Annotated in this window: 18 protein-coding genes; 6 read left to right on the top strand and 12 right to left on the bottom strand. The window is 65.1% G+C overall.

All coding sequences use genetic code 11. From position 1 onward, the window contains the following. Positions 1–356 precede the first annotated feature (356 nt). Positions 357–5,282, top strand: a complete 4,926-nt coding sequence (locus ACN0YF_RS12130) for an NAD-glutamate dehydrogenase (RefSeq protein WP_417494578.1) — start codon at positions 357–359, stop codon at positions 5,280–5,282. Between the two features lie 37 nt (positions 5,283–5,319). On the opposite strand, the gene ACN0YF_RS12135 is transcribed toward ACN0YF_RS12130, so the two are convergent. From ACN0YF_RS12135 to ACN0YF_RS12160, 6 genes are all read right to left on the bottom strand, one after another. Beyond that, complete coding sequence (locus ACN0YF_RS12135; RefSeq protein WP_417494579.1) at positions 5,320–6,192, bottom strand: dienelactone hydrolase family protein; 873 nt, start codon at positions 6,190–6,192, stop codon at positions 5,320–5,322. A gap of 68 nt (positions 6,193–6,260) precedes the next feature. Further along, positions 6,261–7,874 carry a bifunctional phosphoribosylaminoimidazolecarboxamide formyltransferase/IMP cyclohydrolase gene (gene purH, locus ACN0YF_RS12140; RefSeq protein WP_417494580.1) on the bottom strand — a complete coding sequence of 538 codons (1,614 nt, stop codon included), beginning with the start codon at positions 7,872–7,874 and terminating at the stop codon, positions 6,261–6,263. 51 nt (positions 7,875–7,925) lie between these two features. Then, a complete protein-coding gene (locus ACN0YF_RS12145; protein ID WP_417481206.1) occupies positions 7,926–9,773 on the bottom strand; it encodes an SDR family NAD(P)-dependent oxidoreductase in 1,848 nt (615 codons plus the stop codon). A 47-nt stretch (positions 9,774–9,820) separates the two neighbouring features. Further along, positions 9,821–11,596 carry a heparinase II/III family protein gene (locus ACN0YF_RS12150; protein WP_417494581.1) on the bottom strand — a complete coding sequence of 592 codons (1,776 nt, stop codon included), beginning with the start codon at positions 11,594–11,596 and terminating at the stop codon, positions 9,821–9,823. A 4-nt stretch (positions 11,597–11,600) separates the two neighbouring features. After that, the gene (gene rpe / locus ACN0YF_RS12155) at positions 11,601–12,260 is read right to left on the bottom strand and encodes a ribulose-phosphate 3-epimerase (protein WP_417494582.1); all 660 of its coding nucleotides are present in this window, start codon (positions 12,258–12,260) and stop codon (positions 11,601–11,603) included. Between the two features lie 71 nt (positions 12,261–12,331). Further along, positions 12,332–13,627 carry an RsmB/NOP family class I SAM-dependent RNA methyltransferase gene (locus tag ACN0YF_RS12160; protein ID WP_417494583.1) on the bottom strand — a complete coding sequence of 432 codons (1,296 nt, stop codon included), beginning with the start codon at positions 13,625–13,627 and terminating at the stop codon, positions 12,332–12,334. Between the two features lie 85 nt (positions 13,628–13,712). Here ACN0YF_RS12160 and ACN0YF_RS12165 point away from each other — a divergent pair, with 85 nt between their 5' ends. Continuing rightward, a complete protein-coding gene (locus ACN0YF_RS12165; RefSeq protein ID WP_417494599.1) occupies positions 13,713–13,922 on the top strand; it encodes a DUF1674 domain-containing protein in 210 nt (69 codons plus the stop codon). Between the two features lie 110 nt (positions 13,923–14,032). Further along, positions 14,033–14,779 carry a hypothetical protein gene (locus ACN0YF_RS12170; protein WP_417494584.1) on the top strand — a complete coding sequence of 249 codons (747 nt, stop codon included), beginning with the start codon at positions 14,033–14,035 and terminating at the stop codon, positions 14,777–14,779. Between the two features lie 10 nt (positions 14,780–14,789). Here the strand turns inward: ACN0YF_RS12170 and pyrF are convergent, their stop codons facing one another. The 4 genes from pyrF to glsA form a co-directional block, all read right to left on the bottom strand. Then, a complete protein-coding gene (pyrF, locus tag ACN0YF_RS12175; RefSeq protein WP_417494585.1) occupies positions 14,790–15,503 on the bottom strand; it encodes an orotidine-5'-phosphate decarboxylase in 714 nt (237 codons plus the stop codon). 11 nt (positions 15,504–15,514) lie between these two features. Beyond that, a complete protein-coding gene (locus ACN0YF_RS12180) occupies positions 15,515–16,141 on the bottom strand; it encodes a LysE family translocator (protein WP_417494586.1) in 627 nt (208 codons plus the stop codon). A gap of 3 nt (positions 16,142–16,144) precedes the next feature. Next, on the bottom strand, positions 16,145–16,975 hold the full coding sequence (locus ACN0YF_RS12185; RefSeq protein ID WP_417494587.1) for an SDR family NAD(P)-dependent oxidoreductase: 831 nt from the start codon (positions 16,973–16,975) through the stop codon (positions 16,145–16,147). A gap of 67 nt (positions 16,976–17,042) precedes the next feature. After that, positions 17,043–18,317 (bottom strand): glutaminase A, encoded by a 1,275-nt coding sequence (gene glsA, locus ACN0YF_RS12190; RefSeq protein WP_417494588.1) that lies wholly within the window; start codon positions 18,315–18,317, stop codon positions 17,043–17,045. A 147-nt stretch (positions 18,318–18,464) separates the two neighbouring features. Between glsA and ACN0YF_RS12195 the strand changes: the two genes are divergently transcribed. The 3 genes from ACN0YF_RS12195 to ACN0YF_RS12205 all read left to right on the top strand — a co-directional run bounded on the left by ACN0YF_RS12195 (position 18,465) and on the right by ACN0YF_RS12205 (position 21,748). Further along, the gene (locus tag ACN0YF_RS12195) at positions 18,465–19,697 is read left to right on the top strand and encodes an argininosuccinate synthase (protein ID WP_417481196.1); all 1,233 of its coding nucleotides are present in this window, start codon (positions 18,465–18,467) and stop codon (positions 19,695–19,697) included. Positions 19,698–19,900: 203 nt separating this feature from the next. Continuing rightward, the gene (locus ACN0YF_RS12200) at positions 19,901–21,025 is read left to right on the top strand and encodes a sensor histidine kinase (protein WP_417494589.1); all 1,125 of its coding nucleotides are present in this window, start codon (positions 19,901–19,903) and stop codon (positions 21,023–21,025) included. A gap of 75 nt (positions 21,026–21,100) precedes the next feature. Next, positions 21,101–21,748 carry a histidine phosphatase family protein gene (locus ACN0YF_RS12205; protein ID WP_417494590.1) on the top strand — a complete coding sequence of 216 codons (648 nt, stop codon included), beginning with the start codon at positions 21,101–21,103 and terminating at the stop codon, positions 21,746–21,748. 2 nt (positions 21,749–21,750) lie between these two features. Here ACN0YF_RS12205 and thpR read toward each other — a convergent pair whose 3' ends face one another. After that, the gene (gene thpR, locus ACN0YF_RS12210) at positions 21,751–22,290 is read right to left on the bottom strand and encodes an RNA 2',3'-cyclic phosphodiesterase (protein WP_417481193.1); all 540 of its coding nucleotides are present in this window, start codon (positions 22,288–22,290) and stop codon (positions 21,751–21,753) included. Next, positions 22,287–22,925, bottom strand: coding sequence for an arylesterase (locus tag ACN0YF_RS12215; protein ID WP_417494591.1), 639 nt, complete (start codon positions 22,923–22,925; stop codon positions 22,287–22,289). Before ACN0YF_RS12215 ends, thpR begins: the two co-directional genes overlap by 4 nt. Positions 22,926–22,966 lie beyond the last annotated feature (41 nt).

A 22,966-nucleotide genomic window follows, 5' to 3' on the forward strand; every position in this document is an offset into this window, starting at 1 on the left:
GCGGGTTTTCCGCCCCGGTCACGAAGCTGTGAAGGCGGGGGGTTGGATTGGCGACCACCCCTCCCCATATGTGTGTCGACGGAGGCATTCACGCCCCGTCCGCAAAGTATCCTGGCAAGGTTTCCCCCAACCAAGCCAGTGATTGAACAGGCCTCTAACGTGCGTCCCCCCAGCCTGCCGAATGAGGTCTGTCAGGCACCGCCGGGTCCCCTGTCCCTTCCCGGCGGTGCCGCATTTTTCAAGCCATCCCAAACGGAATAGCGATATTGCGTTTTCAACGGCGTAGCCGGGTTGCACCGCCCGCAAACAAGGCTAGGCTCAACCTCCGGTCAACTTGAGCTGAGGAGCGCCGTATCATGGGGGCGGTCGTCGGAATCGCGCATGCCTATACGCGTGCGGAATTCATGGAAGCGGCGCGTCAGCGCTGGCAGGAACAATGCGGAGGGGAGTGCGGCGAAATCGGCAACGCTTTCTTCGCGCAAATCTATGACGACGCCCTGTCGGAAGACCTGGAGCGTGTCTCCGCCGACGACCTGGCAGCCCTCAGTGTCGAATTCTGGGCCTTCGGCAACAAGCGCGCCGGTGATGATATCCTCGTCCGGATGCGAACTGCGACCCGCTCTGACGGCGTCGATCTCGGCCGCGATATTCTTGAAATCATCGGAAACGACCGGCCCTTCATCGTCGATTCGGTGATGGGCGAAATCGGCGCCCAGGGCCATGACGTTGTCGCCATGTTCCACCCGATCATGCAGGTGCGGCGTGCGCCTGATGGCGAACGTATTGCCGAGGGTGGCCGCTGTGTCGCCGAATCCATGATCCAGGTGCATCTGCCACCCTTGGATGAATTGTCCCGGCGCACGCTGATCGAAGGCGTGACCGCCACGCTCGATGATGTCCGTGTCGCTGTCGAGGACTGGTCGGACATGCGGGCCCAGATGGACGAGTCCATCGCGCACCTGCAACAGGCCACCACCCTGGCATCCCCGGAAGAGATCGCTGAATCGCTCGAATTCCTGCGCTGGTTGCGCGACGATCATTTCGCCTTCCTTGGCTGCCGGATCTATGATTTCGACGTCAGTGAAGACGGGTCCATGGCGGACCGCCATCCGCGTGTCCGGGCCGATTCCGGGCGCGGTGTGCTGCGCGATCCCGAGCGCCATGTCCTGCGCAAGGGCTCCGAGCCCGCCGTGCTGACGCCGGCGATCGAGACCTTTCTGCGTGAACCGACGCCGATCATCGTTGCCAAGGGCAATATGAAGTCGCGCGTCCATCGCCGCGTCTACATGGATTACATCGGCGTCAAACGGTACCGCGAAGACGGTGCCGTGATCGGCGAGTCGCGCTTTGTCGGCCTGTTCACCGCCGAAGCCTATGACCAGAGCGCCTCGCTGGTGCCGCTGATCCGCCGCAAGGTCCGCCGCGTGCTTGAGCGTGCCGGCAAGGCGCCCGGCACCCACAACGCCAAGAAACTGCGCAATACGGTCGAGAATTTCCCGCGCGACGAGCTGTTCCAGACCGACGAGAATGACCTGCTGGAAATCTGCCTCGGCATCCTGCACCTGCACGATCGCCCGCGGACCAAGCTCTTCATTCGCCGTGACCAGTTCGACCGCTTTGTGTCGGCGCTGCTGTTCGTGCCGCGTGACCGCTATAACTCGCAGGTCCGTGAGCAGGCGGGCGAGCTGATCCGTGATGCCTTCGGCGGCCGGCTCTCGGCCTTCTATCCGCAATTCGGCGACAGTTCGCTGGCGCGGGTCCACTTCATCATCGGCCTCAACCCGTTCGATCACCCCGAGCCGGATATCGACGAGCTCGAACGGCGCGTGACACGGTTGTCGCGCACCTGGGAAGACGATCTGGAATCCCATGTTCGCCGTACGGCGTCCGAAGCCATCCGCTTGCGCATGCCCGCCTACCAGGATGCTTTCAAGGCCGGCTATCGCGAACTCTATGATTCCCATGAGGCCCTGGCCGATGTGCTGAAGCTGGAATCGCTCGACTCGCCCAACCAGGTCGCTGTGCGCACCTATCGCGAGGCCGATGACCAGCAGACCGAATTGCGTCTGAAGATCTATCGGGTCGGCAAGCCCGTCGCGCTGTCGCGCGTCATGCCGGTGCTGGAAAATCTCGGCGTCTATGTCGTCCAGGAAACCGGCTTCCCGGTCGATCGCCGTGGCCGCAATGGCGAACTGGTCGATCGCGCCTATGTCCATGATTTCGAGATCCGCTCCGACGCGCTCAAGCACCAGTCGCTGGAAGAGCTCGGGCCGAAACTCGAGGACGCCCTGCTCGCCATGGCCGATGGCCGGGCCGAGGATGATGGCTTCAACCGTCTGATCGTCGAGATCGGCGTGACCTGGCGTGAGGCTGCCTTCCTGCGCACCTGCGCCCGTTATCGCCAGCAGACCGGGCTCGATCCGTCGCAGGCGATCCAGGAAGAGGCGCTGGCCGCCTACCCCGATATCGCGCGTGGTCTGCTCGAACTGGCCCGGGTCAAGTTTGATCCGGCTTTCGACGGGGGCCAGAAGGCCCGCGTCGAGGCGGCCGCTGCCGTCGGCAAACAGATCGTGACGCAGCTTGATGCCGTGCGCAGCCTTGATCATGACCGCGCCCTGCGCCGCATGTACGAGCTGTTGCAGGCGACCCTGCGCACCAATTTCTATCAACGCGATGCCGACGGTAATGTGAAGCCGCGGATCTCAATCAAGATCGACAGTGCCTCACTGGCCGACCTGCCGCTGCCCAAGCCCTACCGGGAAATCTTCGTCTGGTCGCCGGATGTTGAAGGTGTTCACCTTCGCTTTGGCCCGGTCGCCCGTGGCGGCCTGCGCTGGTCGGACCGGCGCGATGATTTCCGCACGGAAGTGCTGGGTCTGGTCAAGGCACAGCAGGTCAAGAATGCGGTCATCGTGCCCGTTGGCTCGAAGGGTGGTTTCTATCCCAAGACCCTGCCGCGCAATGGTTCGCGCGACGAGGTTTTTGAAGCCGGGCGCGAGGCCTACAAGACCTTCATCCGTGGCCTGCTCGATATCACCGACAATATCGTCGACGATGTCGTGGCCCATCCTGCCGATACGGTCTGCTGGGATGATGATGATCCCTATCTGGTTGTCGCCGCCGACAAGGGCACGGCAACCTTCTCCGACACGGCCAACGGCCTGGCGACCGACGAGTTCGATTTCTGGCTCGGCGATGCCTTCGCCTCAGGCGGCTCGGCCGGCTATGACCACAAGAAGATGGGCATCACCGCCCGCGGCGCCTGGGAATCGGTGAAACGCCATTTCCGCGAACTCAACAAGGACATCCAGACCGAACCCTTCACCGTGATCGGTGTCGGCGACATGTCCGGCGATGTGTTCGGCAATGGCATGCTGCTGTCCAAGCAGATCCGCCTGCTCGCCGCCTTCGACCACCGGGACATATTCATCGATCCCGATCCGGGCGATTGCGAGCGGCTGTGGCAGGAACGCAAACGCCTGTTCGATCTGCCGCGCAGCTCCTGGCAGGACTACGACAAATCGCTGATCTCCAAGGGTGGCGGGGTCTTCTCCCGTGGCGAGAAATCGCTGCCACTGTCTGACGAGATCCGGGCCCTGACCGGCCTGACCGCGCCGAGCGCCAGCCCGCTCGAACTCATGAACGCCCTGCTCAAGGCCGATGCCGAACTGCTCTGGTTTGGCGGGATCGGCACCTATGTCAAAGCCAGCCACCAGCAGCACAGCGAAGTTGGCGACAAGGCGAATGACGGCCTGCGGATCAATGCCTCGGAATTGCGGGTCAAGGTCATCGGCGAGGGCGCCAATCTGGGCATTACCCAGGCGGCGCGGATCGAATACAGCCGCAATGGCGGCCGCTCGAATGCCGACTTCGTCGACAATTCCGCCGGCGTCGACAGTTCCGACCATGAGGTCAATATCAAGATCCTGGTGCGGCCAATGGTGCGCAGTGGCGCCATGACCCTCGCCGACCGCGATGTCTTGCTGGAGTCGATGACCGACGATGTCGCCCATCACGTCCTGCAGCACAATTACGATCAGACGCTCGCGCTTTCCATGGCCGAGCATACGGCGGTTGCCGATCTGGACGCCCATGAGCGCTTCATGGCCCGGCTGGAAAGTGCCGGTCAGCTCAATCGCGAGGTTGAGGGCCTGCCGAATCTCGAAGGGATGCGCAGCCTGAAGGAGCGCGGTCTCGGCCTCACACGTCCGGAACTGGCCGTGCTGATTTCCTATGCCAAGATCACCCTGTTCGATCAGCTCGTGGCGTCGGACGTGCCTGACGATCCTCATTTCCACTCCATGCTGGTGAATTATTTCCCGAACGGGCTTCACAGCTATACGGAGGCCATGGAGGGTCACCGGCTGAAACGGGAGATCATCTCCACGGTCCTGGCCAATGAAATGATCAATCTGGGTGGACCGACCTTCATCCACCGGGCCATCGATTCAACGGCGGCAGCCGTGCCGGCGATCGCCCACGCCTTCGAGGTTGGCCGCGAGATTTTCCGCTTCAGCGAATTGTCGTCCGAGATCAACCAGCTCGACAACAAGGCGCCGGCATCGGTGCAGATCGATCTGCACAGCGAGATCATCCGTCTCCTGCGCCGCCAGGCCTATTGGCTGGTCCGGCGCAATCGCGGCCGCGCAGCGTCCTCGCTGGAGGCGATCGGCACGGTCATCGAGAGCTATCAGTCCGGCGTGCAGGAATTGCGGGGCATGGCGCACGAGATCATTTCCGATCACGAGCGCAAGGGTGTCCGCTCCCGCAAGCAGAAATTCGTGGCTGCCGGCGCCCCGCCGGACCTCGCCAAGGCGATCGCCGAACTGCGTCCTCTGACCTCGTCGACCGATGTCATCGACATGGCCGTGGCCAGCGACTGGCCGCTCGCATCGACCGCCTATATCTACCACGCCATCGGGGCCCGTTTCCGCTTTGACCGTTTGCGCGGTCTTGGTCAGGAAGTGTCCTCCGAGCTGCACTGGGACCGTCTGGCGGTGCGCCGCCTGATGGAAGATCTCTATGCCAGCCAGCAGGCCCTCGCCTCATCGGCGATGCGCTTTGCCGCCCAGGCGGGCGGTTCGCTGGCAAGCGGTGTTGAATCGCCGTCACGCGACTGGGCGGACTCGTTGGTCGAGGCCTGGAATACCGTCAATGGGGATGAGGCCGATCGCGTCGATCTGGTTCAGCGCCAGCTTGACGAATCCGGTGCCTGGACGCTGTCGAAACTGTCCATCGCGTCCACACAGCTCGGCGAAATGGCATCGGTGGCGCAGCCCTAGCTCGCCACCGGCCCGGCCTCCACCGGCCTGAAGCGGATCAGGGCGCCAGTTCGCTGTCGAGAATCTCGATCCAGCGGCTGCGCGCCTGTTCCGCCGCGGCGGCATCGTAATGGATGCGCGGGTCAGGCGGCGGATTGGGTTCGTCGAAGGCATGGGTCTGGCCGGCGAGAATCTCGAAATCAACCGGATGACCGGCTGCTTCGGAACGCTCGAACAGACGCTCGCAATCGGCGGGCGGGGCGATCATGTCGCTTTCGGCCAGAATGGCGTGCAGCGGGATGTCCCGGGCATATTCGCGCCCGTCGCTACGCATCGGAAAGCCACAATAGGGATAGAGCGTCATCGCGGTGCGGACCCCGGCCAGGTCCGGCGCTGCGGCCTCGTCCATGTCCAGTGCCTCCGGCACGGCCCGGCGCCCGGCATCATCCAGGGCTTCCAGAACCGTCCAGCCGCCATGGCTCCAGCCGATCAGGGCGAGGCGCGAGGCATCGATCCGCGCATCTTCTCGCGCCAGGCTCAGGCCGGCGAACACGTCGGCCGACCGCTCGCGGCCCCACAGGCGCAGGCCCGTACAGACCTGGCTCATGGCGGCGAAGCGATCAATGCCGCGCGCCGCGTTCGAGCCAATGATCACCACACCATATCCGGCGTCCAGGGCTGAGCGGGCGTAGTCCTCCTGCACTTCGCGCAGTCCGCCGCACCCATGAAACATCAGCACCGTCGGCACAGGACCGGTAGCGCTCTGCGGAATCCGGATCTCGGTGAAGGGACGAATCAGCTCGGCATGTTGCTCGAGCGAGCGTTGTGGCACGCCGAAGCCCGTCACATTGGAGCTGGCCGAGGCGCCCAGACCGGTCGCGGCGATCGCAAGGGCGGCAGGGACCGCCCGTATCAGAAATTTGTACATCATGCGTGCAATGTGCCGTCACAGACGGATTGGTCAATGTTTAGTTGATTCACATTGCGCCGCCCGCAGTCCTAGTGCCGGAAATGGCGCATCCCGGTGAAGACCATGGCGAGGCCGGCTTCATCGGCGGCGGCGATCACTTCGTCGTCACGGATCGAGCCGCCCGGCTGGATGATTGCGGTCGCACCGGCCTCGATTGCCGCCTTCAGTCCGTCCGCGAACGGGAAGAAGGCGTCGGAGGCGCAGACCGAGCCGTGCGTATGCGGCTGGTCCCACTCATTCTCGACAGCGGTCGCCTCGGCCTTGCTCAGGGCGAGGCGGGCGGCCTCGAGCCGGCTGGTCTGGCCCATGCCGATCCCGGCGGTGGCGCCATCGCGGACATAGACGATGGCATTGGACTTCACGTGTTTGACGACCTTCCAGGCAAACAGGAGATCGGTGAGCTCCTGCTCGGTCGGTGCGCGCTTGGTTACGGTCTTCAGCTCGGAGGGCAGGATGCGTCCGGTGTCGCGTTCCTGCACCAGCAGGCCGCCAGCCACGGTCTTGACCAGCCATCCGGTCTGATCCGGGTCTGGCAGGGCGCCGGTCAGCAGCACGCGGACATTCGGCTTGGCCGACAGGATCGCCAGCGCATCCTCGTCGGCATCGGGCGCGATCACCACCTCGGTGAAGATCCGCACCACCTCATTCGCCGTGACGGCGTCGAGCTTGCGATTCATGGCGACGATGCCGCCGAAGGCCGAGACCGGATCGGCTGACAGCGCATTCTCATAGGCGGTGGCCAGTTCAGCATGCAGCGCGACACCGCAGGGATTGGCGTGTTTCACGATCACGACCGCGGCGGTGCTTGCGGGGTCAAACTCGGATGCGAGTTCGAAGGCCGCATCGGCATCGGCGAGATTGTTGAAGCTCAACGCCTTCCCCTGCACCTGGCGCGCGGTGGCGATGCCGGGGCGGTTTTCCGAGGTGCGGTAGAAGGCTGCGGCCTGGTGCGGGTTTTCACCATAGCGCAGCGCCTGCAGCAGATTGCCGCCAAAGGCCCGGTAGGCCGGCGTGGGAATGTCGAGCGTATCGGTGAACCAGTTGGAAATCGCCGCGTCATAGGCCGCAGTCCGGCCATAGGATTTGGCGGCCAGACGCTTGCGCAGTTCCAGCGGCGTCGATCCGGAATTATTGTCCATGGCGTCGAGCACCGCATCCAGGTCGTCGCCATCAACACAGACGGCAACCCAGGCATGATTCTTCGCCGCCGCGCGGATCATTGCCGGCCCGCCAATGTCGATATTCTCGACGCAGGTGTCGTATTCGGCGCCCTTGGCGACCGTATCCTCGAACGGATAGAGATTGACGTAGAGCAGGTCGATGGCAGGGATGCCGTGCTGCGCCATGTCCGTCGCGTCCTGCTCATTGTCACGGCGGCCCAGCAGTCCGCCATGCACACGCGGATGCAGGGTCTTGAGGCGTCCGTCCATCATTTCGGGAAACGCCGTTACTTCGGCGACGTCCAGGGCGGGAATGCCGGCGGCCTGCAGCGCCTTCAGCGTGCCGCCCGTCGAGAGGATCTCGACCTTTGCAGCGGCCAGGCGTTGCGCCCGTTCAATCAGGCCGTCCTTGTCCGAAACGGATATCAGGGCGCGGCGAAGCGGAACAAGATCCAGATCGGGCATGGGCGGGGCTCCATTCATTCAGGACAGGCAGGGTCGAGCGGGAGGTAGCACGACGACGCGACAAGTCAATCAGATCGGCGCGGCCGGGCTCAGGCCGCACACCTGTTTCAGGGCAAGTTTCACCGCTTCAACATCCTGGCTTTCGGCCGCGGCCAGCAGGGTCGCCAGCCGGGCTTCGACGGCCTCGGGATCGCTGCTGGGACCATCGACCAGCCAGACGCCGGGTATGCTGGTGTCGTGGGTGTGCTCAAACGGATAGACGAGGCTCTCATGCCGCTTCTCGCCGGGCCGGAGGCCAACGACGGACAGCGTGCCGGGGGCGTCAGGATCACGGCCGCGCAGTCGCAGCAATTGCCGCGCCAGGCGCAGGATCGAAACCGGCTCGCCCATGTCGAACACATAAAGTGCGCCATTGAGCGACGGATCGGCGGCCGTCTGGGCCGCGGCTGACAACACCAGGCCGGAGGCCTCCTCGACGGTCATGAAATAACGGGTGGCTTCCGGGTCGGTCACGGTGATGGCGCGGCCCAGCTCGATCTGGCGCTCGAACAGCGGCACAACCGAGCCGGTCGAACCGAGCACATTGCCGAACCGCACGACGCAGACCCGTGTGGCGCTGGCCGACATCGCGGCCGATTGCGCGAACAGTTCCGCCGCGCGCTTGGTGGCCCCCATGATATTGGTCGGCTCGACCGCCTTGTCCGTCGAGATCAGCGCCACGATCTGGGCCCCGTTGCGCACGGCGGCCTGGATGGTCTGCATGGTGCCCAGCACATTGGTGCGCACCGCCTCGCTCGGATTGCGCTCGCTCATCGGAACATGTTTGAGAGCGGCCGCGTGCAGGACCACGTCCGGCCGCTCGTCCGCAAACACCCGTTCCAGCCGTGCCGCGTCCCGGATATCCCCGAGCACGGCGGTCCAGGGCACTTTCGGTGAGCGGGCTGCGAATTCCAGGTCGATCTCGTAGAGATTGGCTTCCGAGGAATCGAGCAGGATCAGCTTTTCCGGTCCCAGCCTCGCTGCCAGACGCGCCAGTTCGGACCCGATCGTGCCCCCGGCGCCGGTCACCAGAACCCGCTTGCCCTCGATCAGGGGGCGCGCCGGTTCCAGATCCGGTGCCCGCGGGGGCCGGTTCAGCAAATCCGCGGCTTCAACCGGCGAAAACGCTCCGGGTCCCTCGGCGGGCCGTGCCCGTGAAAGCTTGGCGCCCGAGCGCGCGGCGATCCGCACCAGCGCATTGACCAGTTCGACATCGGTGCTGGTGCCGGCGAGCACGAGACGTACCGGCAGTTTTTCCGCCTGAGAAAGCCGCTTCAGTGCCGCCGGCAGGGCGGCGAGACCGCCCAGCACCGGTACGCCGTGAATCGCGCGGCCGGCGAGCGTTGCGCTGGGCTCGATCAGGGCTTTCGGGCGGAAGGGGGCCGAGCCGTTGCGGCGGGACAGGTCACGCAGGGCGAGATCGAGGTCTTCTCCGGAGCCAACAAGGATCGCCGCCGGTTTGCTGCGGTCCTCAAACTGCAACACAGACTGCAGGCCGCGTGAACGCCAGGATGCGACAATCAGGCGCGACCCCAGCATCAGGCCGATCAGGATCGGGATCTCGATCAGCTGGCTGGTACGCGGGAAGCCGTCCAGCCGGTTGATCAGGAACAGAATTGGCAGAAAGACCAGGTTGGCGACGAAAATCGCCATCAGAATCCGGGCCGCATCATTGAGCGCCGTGAAGCGCCAGAGACCCCGATGCAGGCCATAGATCGGGAAGATCACCGCACAGGTGAGCGCAAATACGGCCACCGACTGCAGCATGATCGAATCGGGTGGCGGCGTGCCCTCGAAGACATAGCGCAGATGAATCGCCGCCCACATCGAGGCCGCGCCGGCACAGAGGTCAAACAGGCCGACCCAGATCATGGTCATCCTGTTGCCTGCGGCGGCCGATGCGCGTGCGTCAGGTCGTGGTGTGCTCATGCGCTTTCCCCCGCAGCGCCACCGATGCGGCCGAGGCGCTGAAACGCCCAGCGTACACGATTTGGTGGCCGGTCGCCCGCGCCGAACGGTTCAGCCTCACCTTGCACGACAATCTGGGTCGCCCGCTGGGGCGGGGCGCCGGCGGCGAGATAGACCGAGCGTTCCAGCCGGATCGGCTCGCCATCGCAGCGGAAACGCCAGCCGGCCCCGGAGGGCTGAACCAGCAGGACGCTCATGGAATCGCGGGCCAGGGAGGCGCGGACGCTGGGGTGGAGATGGAAGCGGATCGCAAAGCGCCAGCGCACATTGATATCGTCGGGCGCGCCGTCCTCGATCGGACGGAACAGTGCGTCCTCACCGCGGACATCGCCGCCATCGGCCGCCAGGAAAACCCGCCGGCGATGCGAGAGACCGTAATCCTCGCGATAGCCTTCATGTCCGCCTTCCAGCCAGACACCCATTTCCTCTTCATTGCGCCGTGCGGTGACCGGGCCTGGCGAGGTCGCCAGCCGCGGGCCGAGCAGCTCGCGCTGCCAGCCGGGCGAGAGCAGGCGCGCCGAGGAGGTCTCTTCCAGTGTCAGCGTCGAATGGGCGGCGGTGGCGCGGACGGCCTCGCGCCAATTGGCTGGCTGGTCGTCGGCCCAGCCGCAATTGACCACCAGCCGACCGCTGGCGGTGCAGAGTTCAAAAGCCAGGGCCGAGGCGTGCGCCTCGACGCTGAGCGCGCCCCGCGGCGGCTCGCCGACATCGAGCAGGACGGTGGCGCCGCCAGCATGGGCGCGCTGATAGCCTGAATGCGGGGCAAAACCGAACGAGCGTGATTTGATATCGCCGCGTTCCAGCACTGCAGCGAGTGCGGCACGGTCCCCTTCGCCGCCGCCATGGAAACTCGCCAGACCGCCATCGACCATCTGGAAGAAGCGGGCCATGGGCGCGAGGCGGTCGCAGGCACGCAGCAGCGAGGCCGGCAGTTCAACCTCGAGCCCGGCTGCGACATCGCGCACCGTGACCAGGTCGATCAGCGCTTCGGCGACGGCCCGCGGGGCGCGTGACAAGTGTCCGCCATCGGGGAGAATCTGGCGGTCGATTTCCTGGCCATAGGCAAGGGTCGCGGCCTTGAGCAATGCATTCTGGTCCGGCAGGCAAAGCCCCGCCAGGGTCAGCGCCGCGGCACAGCGCAGCCGGATCGTGCCGTCCGGTGCCAGTGGCAGCGCGCGTTGCAGATAGCGGGTCTGACGCACCAGGCAGCGCATGCGGGCCGCATGGCGCTTGCCGGCGCCGGCATCGTCTGCCTCCGGCGGAGTGAACAGCAGTTCGCCGGCGCGCAGCCAGTTCATCAGGCGCGAGGACAGGACGTCGTGGGACCAGGAGAAACTGTTCCAGCGGCCAAAATCCTGGACCCAGGAATCGACCAGCTGCAACGTTCCCTGGCCGGAGTCGTCGGCCGCGGCGCAATCGCGCAACCAGCCAAAACCGTGCAGGCTGCGGGCAAAGGCCCGCGATGGGGTCGAGCGCGACCAGATCCCGGCTTCGCCCGGCCGCGCATCCAGCTGGTCACCCGCGAGCTGGAACCGGCCTTCGAGCATGGCCGCGCCGCGCTTGGCATCGCCGCTGTAGAAATCGGCCGGAACGGTGATGAGGCTGTCGGGGATCGAGCCCAGCGCCCGCATGGAACGCAGGAGGCCGATCGCATTCACCGTCGAGGAGGCTTCGCGTCTCAGCGCCTGCAGAGCGGCAATCGGATAGTCGGACAGACGGATCGCGCCAGCCATGTCTCTACCCGCGCAACGCGCTGATATTCTGCCGATACATGTCGGGGCCGCCCTTGAAGACGGCCGAGCCCGCGACCAGTGCGTCGGCACCGGCATCAATACAGGCCTGGGCATTGGCCGGGGTGACGCCGCCATCGACCTCGATCAGGGTCGGCAGGCCGCGCCGGTCGATCATGGAGCGCAGGGCTTCGATCTTGCGCAGCTGGTCCTGGATAAAGCTCTGACCGCCAAAGCCGGGATTGACGCTCATCACCAGAACCAGGTCGAGCTCCTCAAGGACATAATCGATCATCTCCGGCGAGGAGGACGGGTTCAGCGCCGCGCCGGCCTTGGCGCCGCGCGTCTTGATCGCCTGGACGGTGCGATGGAAATGCGGACCGGCCTCGGGATGGGCGGTGATGATATTGGCACCGGCCTCAATGAAGGCGTCGAGATAGGGGTCCACCGGCGTGATCATGAGATGCACATCAAAGGGCTTTTGTGTATGCGGACGCAACGCCTTGATGACACCAGGGCCAATCGTCAGATTGGGCACGAAATGCCCGTCCATGACGTCGATATGAATCCAGTCGGCACCCGCGGCGTCGATCGCGCGCACTTCCTCGCCGAGCCGGGCGAAATCCGCCGACAGGATGGATGGTGAAATATAAACCGGATTGCCCATGACAGATCGGATAACAGTGCTGTTGCAGGACTGCAAGACACGCCCGCCGATCCTGCTGAAACAGTGCGGAATCAGGCGCGTTTCGAGAAGCGGGCGATAAAGAAACCGTCCATGCCGCCATGGCTGCGCCAGACCGCCGGAGTCACCCGCATGAATCCGTCTTTGGTGACCGATTCTGCCAGGTCGGTGAGTTCGGTGCGGGTAATCGCGAACGGCGCCAGACTCTCATAATTCGAGATCGTATTGGCCAGCGCCTCGCCCTCCTGGGGCTGTAGCGAACAGGTGCACACGATCAGGCGCCCGCCGGGCTTGATCATCCGGATCGCCGACTTGATCAGCTCGAATTGCAGGGATTGCAGCTTGGTGACGTCCTCGGGGCGCTTGATCCAGGCACCTTCCGGATGCCGGCGCAGCGTGCCGGTCGCGGTGCAGGGCGCATCCAGCAGGACGGCGTCGACGCGATTGTCGGGGCGCCAGGTGCGGCCATCATCGACAATCAGTTCGGCCTCGAGCCCGGTGCGTTGCAGGTTTTCCGTGACCCGCTTCATGCGTTGTTCTGAGGTATCAACGGCGATGACCCTGGCACCCATCGCGGCCAGTTGCATCGTCTTGCCACCAGGTGCGGCACAGAGATCGACAATCGTCTCGCCCGGTTTGACGCGCAGCAATTGGGCCGGCAGCGAGGCGGCGGCATCCTGGGCCCACCAGGCACCCTCGGCGAAGCCGGGCAGGCTGGTCAGATCGGTGACGCCGGCGCGGCGCAGCGTGCCGTTCGGCAGGATGGTGGCGCCGAGCTCGGCGGCCCAGTGTTCGCGCTCGGACGGGATCTTTACCGTCAGATCGAGCGGCGGGGTTTCCAGCAGGGCATTGGCGATCTTGCTCAGCTGGCCCGGTCCGTAGGCGCTGCGCCAGCTCTGGACCAGCCATTCCGGCAGGTTTTCCTGCGGCGCGGTGGCCCCGGCAATCGCGGCTCCTTCGCGGTCGACCTTGCGCAGGACCGCATTGACCAGGCCCTTGAGGCGGCGTGACTTGTCGTCCTCATCGGCCAGCGACACGGCCGAGGAGACGGCGGCGTGCGGCGGCACGCCCATCCACAGCAATTGCGCGGCGCCGGTCAGCAGGATGGCCTGGATTGGCGCGGCATTCTCATCAATTGGCCGGGCAAGGAACTTGTTCAGCACCAGCCGCGTCTGTCCAAGGCGGCGAAATGTCGTCGAGACGATGGCGCGGGCGAAGCCGCGGTCGCGATCACTCATCGCCGCAAAACCGGGGTCCCGGTCCAGGGCGGATTCAATCGTCTTGCGCTGTTTGAGCACAAGTGTGTAGGCCCGGGCAGCCGCCCGGCGGGGGTCTAGTCCATCACTCATGCGCGCCAGCTAGCACGGCGGCCGCGCTGCGTCTAATGATCCCGGCGGCATTGTCGCCGCCAGCCCGGAGTTGTATCGCTTCAGCATGGAAGACACGCCTGAAAAAACCGACACCGTCGAGACCCCTGACAAGGTGCTGACACCGGCCGCCAGACGAGCCTTGGCAGAAGCCGCTGAGCGCCGTGCGGCCATTGATGCCAATACCGAGCTTCCGGCCGAGACGGGCGGTCCGAAGGGGCCGGAACCCACGCGCTTTGGCGATTGGGAACGCAACGGCAAGATCAGCGATTTCTGAGCCCCGTCACCGGCAGCAATCCCACCCCTGTCAGCCGTCATGGCCGGCGCGAGTTCGCCTGCGGGGTGCGTTCGCTAGGGCGGGCGGCGATGCCGGGTTACTGTGCCGGAATGAAACGCTTCCTCGCCCTTATGCTCGTCGTCGCCGCGCCCGCACCGGCCGCGTTTGCACAGCCGCAGACGGAATCTCGTCTGGCGGGCGGCCCGGAGCGTATCTGCACCGAGGATGAAATCCGGCAGGCGATGGACGGCAGCTATGCCGGTCCACCGTGCCGCTTTACGGAAATCCCGGCCGGCATGACTGCGCCGCGATCCGATGTCGCACGCCCGGCTGTCGAAGCTGCGGCCGAAGCGCAACCCGTTTCGCCACCTATTCTGCGAGCCCGTCCGCAGGCGGCGCAGCCCGAACTGGCGCGGCCGGTCAGCCATGGCGGACGCGCCATTTCGCCGCGGCCAGCGCACCGGCCGGTCGTGATGGTGTCCGGCTCATCGGGAAGCTCCCATGTCTCGTCGCAGCAAGGCACGAGCTGGCAGGCCGAGACCAGCGTGCGGCAATGGCCGCCGGCGCCGTCCGGCCCGGTTGCCAGCGCGCCGCCACGCCCGATCGCACCCGCCTCGAATGAAACAGTGCGGCTCAGCGATGATTTCTTCCGTGGCGGGCTGGTTGGCGGCGTCGAGCGGCCCTTTACGCCGGTCTACAGCTATCGCGGCCTGATCCTGATCGCCGCTGACGGGCAGGTCCGCACCGGGCATGCCGGCCTGGAGCATCGTGTCCTGCAGACCCGCGCTCTCGACCAGCGTGCCGCGCCGCGCCCACAGGCGGGGCCGCGACGGGCCTGGCCCTATCCTTCAGACTGATCGCTGCGCGTCAGGCCGGTTCGGGCTGCGGTGAAGCTGCGGCCATTTCGGCGATGATGGCACGGGCCGCGGCGGCCGGGTCAGCGGCAGCATTGATCGGGCGGCCAATCACCAGATGCGTCGAACCATCCTTGAGCGCCGTGCCGGGCGTGGCGACGCGTTTCTGATCATCAGCCGCGCTGCCGGCGGGCCGGATACCTGGCGTGACGATCAGGAAATCACCGCCAAAACGCTGACGGATTTCCGTGGCCTCATGGGCGCTGGCAACGATACCGTCGACCCCGGCCTCCAGGCTCTGTTCCACGCGACGCAGGACAAGGTCTCGGGCGCCATAGGCATAGCCCATCTCGGTCAGCATAGCGTCGTCATAACAGGTCATCACCGTGACGCCGAGAATCTTGAGACTGCTGTCTCCGCGCCCGGCGACGGCGGCGCGCATCACGGCGGGCTCGGCATGAACGGTCAACAGGTCGGCCCCGGTATCGGCGAGGCTGCGCGTGGCTTTCTCGACCGTGGCCGGGATGTCGTGCAGCTTGTAATCGAGGAAGACCTGCTTGCCCGCCTGTTTCAGGCGGGCGGAGAGATCCATGCCGCCGATCGGGATGAGTTGCAGCCCGATCTTGTAGAAATTGACGGTATCGCCGAGCGCTTCGATAAGCGCCCATGCGTCGGAGACAGTCGGCTTGTCGAGCGCGACGATCAGGCGGGGATCAGCTTGTAACATAAGCCGCAGGTCTAGTCGGTATTGCTGCTGAAGATCAAGCGTAAACCGAGCGCGCCAAACGCCGTGGCGGCGAGACCGTTCAATGCCCGCCGCAAGGTCAGCGAACGGGCGAGGCGGGCCTGTGCCGCACCGGCCGCCAGCGCGACCGCGACCAGGACCATCGTCCCCATCGCGAAGAATATCGCGCCGAGCATCAGCATCTGGATCCAGACCGGGCCCAGTTCGGCATTGGTGAATTGCGGCAGGAAGGCGAGGAAGAACAGCCCGACCTTGGGATTGAGCAGATTGGTCATCAGGCCGCGCAGGAAGGCCTGTGAAGCCGAGGCCGATGCCTGGGCGTGGGGCGCGGCGTCAAGCGTGCGGATCGTTTGCCAGGCCAGCCACAGCAGATAGATGGCCCCGCCATAGCGGATCAGCGAGAGCGCATGTTCGGAGGCTGTCAGGAGGGCCGCCAGCCCGATCGCCGCCGCTATCGTCCAGATCGCACCGCCGGTGATGATTCCACCCACCGCGCCCAGCCCGGCGCGCAAACCCCGTGACGCCGTGGTCGCGAGGGTGAAGGCCATGTCCGGTCCCGGCGTCAGCGCCAGCGCCAGACCGCCGGCGAGAAAAATCGGCAGCAGGGTAAGGTCGAGCATGGATCAGTCTCCGGCGGCCGGGCTTGCCGGGTCCACCTCGCCGCGGCGGACACTGCCGCTGCTGCGTTCCATCATCCACATCGAGACCGGGGTCGGCAGGACCTGGTTGAGCCCGGTGAGGAATTTATACCAGAGCCCGGGCACGCAGATCGGCTGATTGCGTTGCAAGGCATTATAGCCGGCTTCGGCGACCTGCTCGGCGGTCAGCCACCAATAGGAGGGCATTTTCGACACCAGATCGCGCGTTTCGTTGACGTCGTGGAATTCGGAATAGGTGAAGCCCGGGCACAGCGCGCTGGCGTGGATGCCGTATTCCTTGCCTTCAAAGTGGAGCGACTGGCTGAACTTGATCAGCGCCGACTTCACGGCGGCATAGAGCGTATGGCCCTTCGAGCCGGGCATCAGGCCGGCGACCGAGGCGACATTGAGGATGCGGCCATAGCCACGCTCCTGCATGCCCGGCATCACCCGGTGCACGAGCTCGGCATAGCTGCCCAGCATGAGCTGGAGGAAATCGGCCTGCTGTTTCCAGCTGGTCTGGGTATAGGTGCCCGGCAGGCCGAAGCCGGCATTATTGACCAGCCCGTCAATCGTGCGTCCGGTCGCTTCTACGGCATCGACAATCTTCTTCGGAGCCGTGGCCTTGGACAGGTCAGCGGGGATGACGAGGCTGTCGACGCCGTATTGCGCCTTGATCTCTTCGGCCAGAGCCTCGAGACGGTCCTGGCGGCGGGCCGTCAGGGCGAGGTCCCAGCCATTGGCGGCGAATTCGCGCGCCAGCGCCTTGCCAATGCCCGAAGAGGCGCCGGTGATCAGAACAAGATGACGTCGCATGAGGCGGACTCCTGAAGGCTGGTGGTGGCGCACAAGGTGCGAAGAGCTGCGGCGAAAGTCCAGCGGGCTATGCCGGTCCGGCGGTGGTTCCCGCGAAAATGTGAAACGGGAAGGCCTCGACCAGGCGGCGCGAGAATTCCAGCCCGCGCACCGTATTGCCCAGCCGGTCGAGGGGCGGGCTCCACAGACCGATTCCACACACGCCGGGCACGACCAGCATCAGGCCACCCGACACGCCCGATTTCGCCGGCAGGCCGACGACGAAGGCAAACTCGCCGGAAAAATCATACATGCCGCAGGTGAGCATCAGTGAAAGCGTATTGCGGATCACCACCGGTTCGGCGATGCGGTGACCGGTCAGCGGGCAGACACCGCCATTGGCCAGGGTCGCGGCGGCGACCGACAGGGCACGGCAATCGAGCGAAATGGCGCAGCTGCGGAAATAGAGGTCGAGCGCGCGTTCCGGCTGGCTGCCCTCGGGGAAGACGCCATGGCTGTCCATCAGCCGCGTCAGCGCGAAATTGCGTTCGGCCGTGGCCTGTTCCGAGCGGTAAACGGCCTCGTCGAAACTGCAGGCCGGGCCGCCGGCAGCCGAATTCCAGAACCGCATCAGCATGTCGAACCGCTCATCTACCGGATGTCCGGGCCGGATCATGGCGCTGCACATGATGGCGCCGGAATTGATCATCGGATTATGGGGCCGGTTGTCGCGATTGAGCGTCAATTCATTGAAGCCCTGCCCGGAGGGTTCGCGGCCGACATGGTGGTGCACATAGCGCTCGCCATTGAGACCCAGGGCGAGGGCGTAGTTGAGCGGCTTCATCACCGATTGCAGGCAGAAGGGCGTATCCGCCTGCCCTAATGCCATGCGCTGGCCGTCAATACTGCAGACGGCGAGGCCGAAACTGTCCGGGTCCTGTTTCGCAAGCTCAGGGATATAGCTGGCGACGTCGCCGCCCGTGGCCGCCTCGGCATGGGCGTAGATATTGGCGATCCGGTTCTCGAAGACGGGAAAATTGTGGATCGCAAGATCGCCGTCGAGGACTTGCAGGATGAAACGGCTGATATCCGGGGTCAGTGCGGCTTCGGCGGCATCGGCATCAAGCCCGGCATCGCTTTCCAGAAAGCTGCGGGCATCGGCGAGGCGTGGCATGTCGAGATCGATGCCGGCGCGGGCCAGGTGCTGGCGCAGGCCGGCAGCTGTTGTGAGGCCTTCTTCCCGTGCCCGCCGCAACAGACGCAAGGCCAGTTCACGCGCCGTCGCGCTGTCGGCAATGTCGTGCTCGAAGCGGGCTCGGCGGCCGGAAAATCCGGAAAAGGCAGAGACGGGATGTGTAACCATCCCGCTAGATTGCGGTCGTCAGGGCGCCTGTCCAGCGCTGAATGGTCGCAATTTGCTGTTGGGGTACGATTTTTCGGGCCGGGGCACTTGCACACAAGGGGCGGGGGCGCTACGCGGGCTGCAAAAGGTGCAAAGGAAAGCCCGGCCATGAAAACTCCCGCCAAAGTGAAGAAAATCGTCCTCGCCTATTCCGGCGGGCTCGACACATCGGTCATCCTGAAATGGCTTCAGGATGAGTATGATGCCGAAGTCGTCACCTTCACCGCCGATCTCGGCCAGGGTGAGGAGCTGGAACCGGCACGGCGCAAGGCCAAGGCTGCCGGCGTCTCGGAAATCTTCATCGACGACCTGCGCGAGGAATTCGTCCGCGATTTCGTCTTCCCGATGGTGCGCGCCAATGCGGTCTATGAGGGCCTCTACCTGCTCGGCACCTCGATCGCACGGCCGCTGATCTCCAAACGCCTGGTCGAGATTGCGCATGAAACCGGCGCCGACGCGGTCGCTCACGGTGCCACCGGCAAGGGCAATGACCAGGTCCGCTTCGAACTCGGCGTCTACGCCCTTGACCCGGATCTGCGCGTGATCGCGCCGTGGCGGGAGTGGGATCTCAATTCGCGCACCAAGCTGATCGCCTATGCCGAAGAGCACGGGATTGAAGTCGCCAAGGACAAGCGCGGCGAAGCGCCATTTTCGGTCGACGCCAATCTCTGGCACACCTCCTCGGAAGGCAAAATGCTCGAGGATCCCGCCGAGGAAGCTTCCGAACTGGTCTATCAGCGCACCGTGCGGCCGGAAGATGCGCCCGACGCGCCGGAATATGTCACCATCTCTTTCAAGCGCGGCGATGCCTGCGCCATTGACGGCAAGGCGATGAGCCCGGCCACCTTGCTGACCCGGCTCAATGAGCTGGGCGGCAAGCACGGCATCGGCCGACTCGACCTGGTCGAGAACCGCTTCGTCGGCATGAAGTCGCGCGGCGTCTACGAGACCCCGGGCGGCACCATCCTGATGGCGGCCCACCGCGGGATCGAGCAGATCACGCTCGATCGCGGCGCGGCCCATCTCAAGGACGAGCTGATGCCACGCTATGCCAAGCTGCTCTATGAGGGCTTCTGGTTCTCGCCCGAGCGCGAAATGCTGCAGGCTGCCATCGATTCCAGCCAGGAATATGTCACCGGCGATGTCCGGCTGAAGCTCTACAAGGGCTCGGTCAATGTCGTTGGCCGCAGTTCCGACCACTCCCTCTACTCGCAGGCCCACGTCACTTTCGAGGAAGACGAGGTCTATGACCAGAAGGACGCAGCCGGCTTCATCCGCCTGAATGCGCTCCGGCTCCAGCTGCTGGCACGGCGCAAGCGCCGGCTTGGCCGCAATGATTGATGCCTGACGTGCAATGCCCGGCGGTCGATGCCGCCGGGCGCGTTGGCGGGGCACGCGTACGCATGTTTAATTCATTGGGCAGGATAGTGCTTTACAGACCGGGCGATAATGGTGAGGTTGCGGGCACTATTTGTCGGGCCGGTCGCATTTGATGCGCCCCGGGGTACATGTCTGACTGCCGCGCAGCTCTCTTCGGGCCGCGCATGAGCGAGAACTTCATGTTGTCAACGGCAGCCCAGGACGTCTTTGTCATTCTCGTACTCGCGCTCACACTGTTCGTGATGGCGCGGAATCTGCGCGCGATCAGCTTTGCCGGCCTCACCCGCGAACTCGGCCTGATTGCGGCCGGGATGCTGCTCTGGGGCAGTTTCCACCTTTTCCACCTTCTCTTCCTGCTGCTTGGCCCGCTCTGGGCGAGTGAAGCGATGATGCTTGAATGGGGAAACCTGCTGCAGACCTATGTCCGCTGGGGCGTCGAGACTGTCGCCACCATTCTCTTCCTGGCAGGCGTTGTGCGGTTGACCCAGCGCTTTGGCCGCTTGCTGGCGGCGCTCGACCAATCGGCCTCGGCCCTGGCGCAGGAACATCGGGCCAGGACAACGCTGGAGGCCGAGTTGAAGGCTGCCGGCGCGACGCAGCGGCAGGCAGGCCGGCAGGAATCCGAATTCCTGCTCGGTCTCAGCCATGAATTGCGCACCCCCCTGAACGGAATCATCGGGCTGGGAAGCCTGTTGGGGAATACGAATCTTGATCCCAATCAGCGGCGCCTGCTCGGCACGCTCGAGCAATCGGCCCAGACCATGCTGGCGCGTGTCGGCGCGGTGATCGAGCTGTCGCAGCTCAGGACCGGCGATGTCGAGGTGCGGGCGGGGAGCTTTTCTCCGGCCGAGCTGGTCCGGTCCATTATCGCCCTGTTTGGCCCGTCGGCCCAGGAAAGCGGGCTGACCCTGATCGGCCAGGCTTCGGAGGCGGCGGAAACCATTATGGTTGGCGATAGTCGGCTGACCCGCCAAATGCTGTCGATCCTCACCTCACTTGCCATCAAATACAGCCCGGCCGGCACGGTGACGATCGCTGTCGATCTCGACCCGGCTCCCGATGATATCGTCGCGGTCACGTTCACGCTCGTGGCGTCCGAACTGGACTTCCCCGGCGAGGTGATCGAGCGCGTCAGTGCCGATCAGGGCAGCATGCGGGGCGATGGCGGTATCGGTCTGGCCACCTGCTGGCAGCTCGCCGGCCTGCTGGAGGGCAGTCTCGCCATTTCGAGCGACAGTGCCAGCGGCACGACAATCCGGGTAAACCTGCCGATGCGGCACGAGGTCTAGCTGCGGCGTCACTTTGGGCTGGTAGCACTGCGCCCGGCGCACTAGGCTTCGGCAAAACCGGAAATGAGGTCTCCCATGCGACTCGTCCTGCCGTTGATTGCGCTCTGCGCCTCCCTGGCCGCCTGTGCGGCTCCTGAAACAGGCGCCGATTTCGACAGGCCTGCCCTGCTCGAGCGCCTGCCCGCCGCCACGGCTGCCGATATTGGCCGCGCCGACCGGCATATCCTGGTCGTGCGCCATGCGCGCAAGATCGCGCCGGACTGCAATGCACTCGATTGTCCCTTGAGTCCGCGCGGCGAGGCGATGACCGCACAGCTGGCGAGCCTGATCGGGGCACCGCCTGTCGATGAAGCCTTCGCCAGCGCTGCCTGCCGCACCCTGCGCACAGCCGAGGCCGGCGGCCAGGCTGTGACGGTGCACCAGGCTGCCGACGGGCTTGAAACCGGTTGCGCCGCCGATGACCGCATCACGCGCAGCCGGGCCGATGCCTTTGCCCAGGCCGCGGCCTCGCAGGCCCGCTGGACGTTGGTCGGGGAGCATTCCAACACAAGCTGCCTCTGGCTGGCCGAATTTGCCGGCGAGGCGGCCGCGCAGACCGCAGGCTGCACGGATGGTCGTCTCGAGGAGACCGCCTATGGCGATGTGTTCTGGCTCTACCGGCTGGATGGTGCCTGGCAGGTCGCTGTCCTGCCCGCTGCCTTCGAGGTCGCAGAGTCCGATTGAATTCAGTCTAGCGGGTAGCGCGTAACCGGTTCGTAGATATTGGCCTCGCCGCGGGTCAGCCAGCTGGCATAGAGGCTGAATCCGGTCACCCGTATCGGCTCGCTGCGGAATGTGCCCAGTCCCTGGGTGAAACCTGCCAGCTTGTCGACGGGCGTCTTGTCGAGATAGGCCAGCGTCACATGTGGCAGGAAATTGCGCTGTTCCGGCGCCAGTCCGGCGCGGCGGGCGGCGCGTTCGCACTTGCCCTGCAGGGCGAGCAGGGCCGGGTTTTCGTCGACACCGATCCACAGCGCATGCGGTTCAAGCCGGCCGAACCAGCCCGCTCCCTTGAGTGTGAGATCAAAGGCCGGCGCGGTGACCCTCGCCAGCTCGAAGCTCAGATCCTCGGCCTGGCGTTCATCGACATCGCCAAAGAAGCGCAGGGTCAGATGCAGGTTTTCGCGCGGGCGCCAACTCGCACCGGGCAGACCCGATTGCAGCGCCAGCAATGGTTCACAGGCCGCGTCCGGCAGGCCGATTGCAGCAAAAAGACGTTGGCTCATGGCGTCGGCCCCGCAGGCGTAAACAGGGTCTGGACGAGGAATTCGGCCAGGGGGCTGGCCATCAGTTCAACGCCCTCGGCGGTTGGGTGCAGACCATCGCGTTGCAGATATTCGGGATGCAGCGCGACCGGCTCCAGCAGGAAGGGGTAGAGCGGCACCGACTTCTCCTCTGCCAACTCGGGATAGAGGGTGTCGAATTCCTGCCGGTATGTCTCGCCGAGATTGATCGGAGCAAGCATGCCCGCCAGCACGATATCGAGGCCCCGCGCCTGTGCCCGGTCGATCATCGCTGCCAGGTTGGCGCGGGCCCGCGCCGGCGGCTGGCCCTGCAGCGCGTCATTGGCACCGAGCGCGATGATGACACCATCGGCATCGGGGCCGACGGAAAAGTCGAACCGGTTGAGGCCGGCGGCCGTCGTGTCGCCGGAGACGCCGGCATTGATGACGGTAATATTGGCAATGCCGCGAGCCGCAAATTCCCGGCCGAGCGCGGCTGGCAGGGCTTGCGCGTCGGTGAGGCCGAAGCCGGCGCTGAGGCTGTCGCCGATCACGACAAGCCGGTAGCCCGGCGCATCGTCCGCAGCCATGGCTGGCGTCGTCAGGGCCAGCAGGCCGATCACGACAAGGTGAAACATGTGACGCATTTTCAAGAAGGCCTTTGCCGAATGCTGTCCTA

The organism is Maricaulis sp., assembly GCF_048270265.1.
GTDB lineage: Bacteria > Pseudomonadota > Alphaproteobacteria > Caulobacterales > Maricaulaceae > Maricaulis.

Coding starts and splice junctions, on each gene's coding strand:
- pyrF (WP_417494585.1), bottom strand. CDS start 15,503: ATGTTACAAGCTGATCCCCGCCTGATCGTCGCGCTCGACAAGCCGACT.
- thpR (WP_417481193.1), bottom strand. CDS start 22,290: ATGAGCCAACGTCTTTTTGCTGCAATCGGCCTGCCGGACGCGGCCTGT.
- ACN0YF_RS12170 (WP_417494584.1), top strand. CDS start 14,033: ATGAAACGCTTCCTCGCCCTTATGCTCGTCGTCGCCGCGCCCGCACCG.
- ACN0YF_RS12135 (WP_417494579.1), bottom strand. CDS start 6,192: ATGATGTACAAATTTCTGATACGGGCGGTCCCTGCCGCCCTTGCGATC.
- ACN0YF_RS12145 (WP_417481206.1), bottom strand. CDS start 9,773: ATGACCATGATCTGGGTCGGCCTGTTTGACCTCTGTGCCGGCGCGGCC.
- ACN0YF_RS12215 (WP_417494591.1), bottom strand. CDS start 22,925: ATGTTTCACCTTGTCGTGATCGGCCTGCTGGCCCTGACGACGCCAGCC.
- ACN0YF_RS12205 (WP_417494590.1), top strand. CDS start 21,101: ATGCGACTCGTCCTGCCGTTGATTGCGCTCTGCGCCTCCCTGGCCGCC.
- ACN0YF_RS12180 (WP_417494586.1), bottom strand. CDS start 16,141: ATGCTCGACCTTACCCTGCTGCCGATTTTTCTCGCCGGCGGTCTGGCG.
- ACN0YF_RS12150 (WP_417494581.1), bottom strand. CDS start 11,596: ATGGCTGGCGCGATCCGTCTGTCCGACTATCCGATTGCCGCTCTGCAG.
- ACN0YF_RS12200 (WP_417494589.1), top strand. CDS start 19,901: ATGAGCGAGAACTTCATGTTGTCAACGGCAGCCCAGGACGTCTTTGTC.
- ACN0YF_RS12130 (WP_417494578.1), top strand. CDS start 357: ATGGGGGCGGTCGTCGGAATCGCGCATGCCTATACGCGTGCGGAATTC.
- purH (WP_417494580.1), bottom strand. CDS start 7,874: ATGAATGGAGCCCCGCCCATGCCCGATCTGGATCTTGTTCCGCTTCGC.
- ACN0YF_RS12165 (WP_417494599.1), top strand. CDS start 13,713: ATGGAAGACACGCCTGAAAAAACCGACACCGTCGAGACCCCTGACAAG.
- ACN0YF_RS12185 (WP_417494587.1), bottom strand. CDS start 16,975: ATGCGACGTCATCTTGTTCTGATCACCGGCGCCTCTTCGGGCATTGGC.
- rpe (WP_417494582.1), bottom strand. CDS start 12,260: ATGGGCAATCCGGTTTATATTTCACCATCCATCCTGTCGGCGGATTTC.
- ACN0YF_RS12195 (WP_417481196.1), top strand. CDS start 18,465: ATGAAAACTCCCGCCAAAGTGAAGAAAATCGTCCTCGCCTATTCCGGC.
- ACN0YF_RS12160 (WP_417494583.1), bottom strand. CDS start 13,627: ATGAGTGATGGACTAGACCCCCGCCGGGCGGCTGCCCGGGCCTACACA.
- glsA (WP_417494588.1), bottom strand. CDS start 18,317: ATGGTTACACATCCCGTCTCTGCCTTTTCCGGATTTTCCGGCCGCCGA.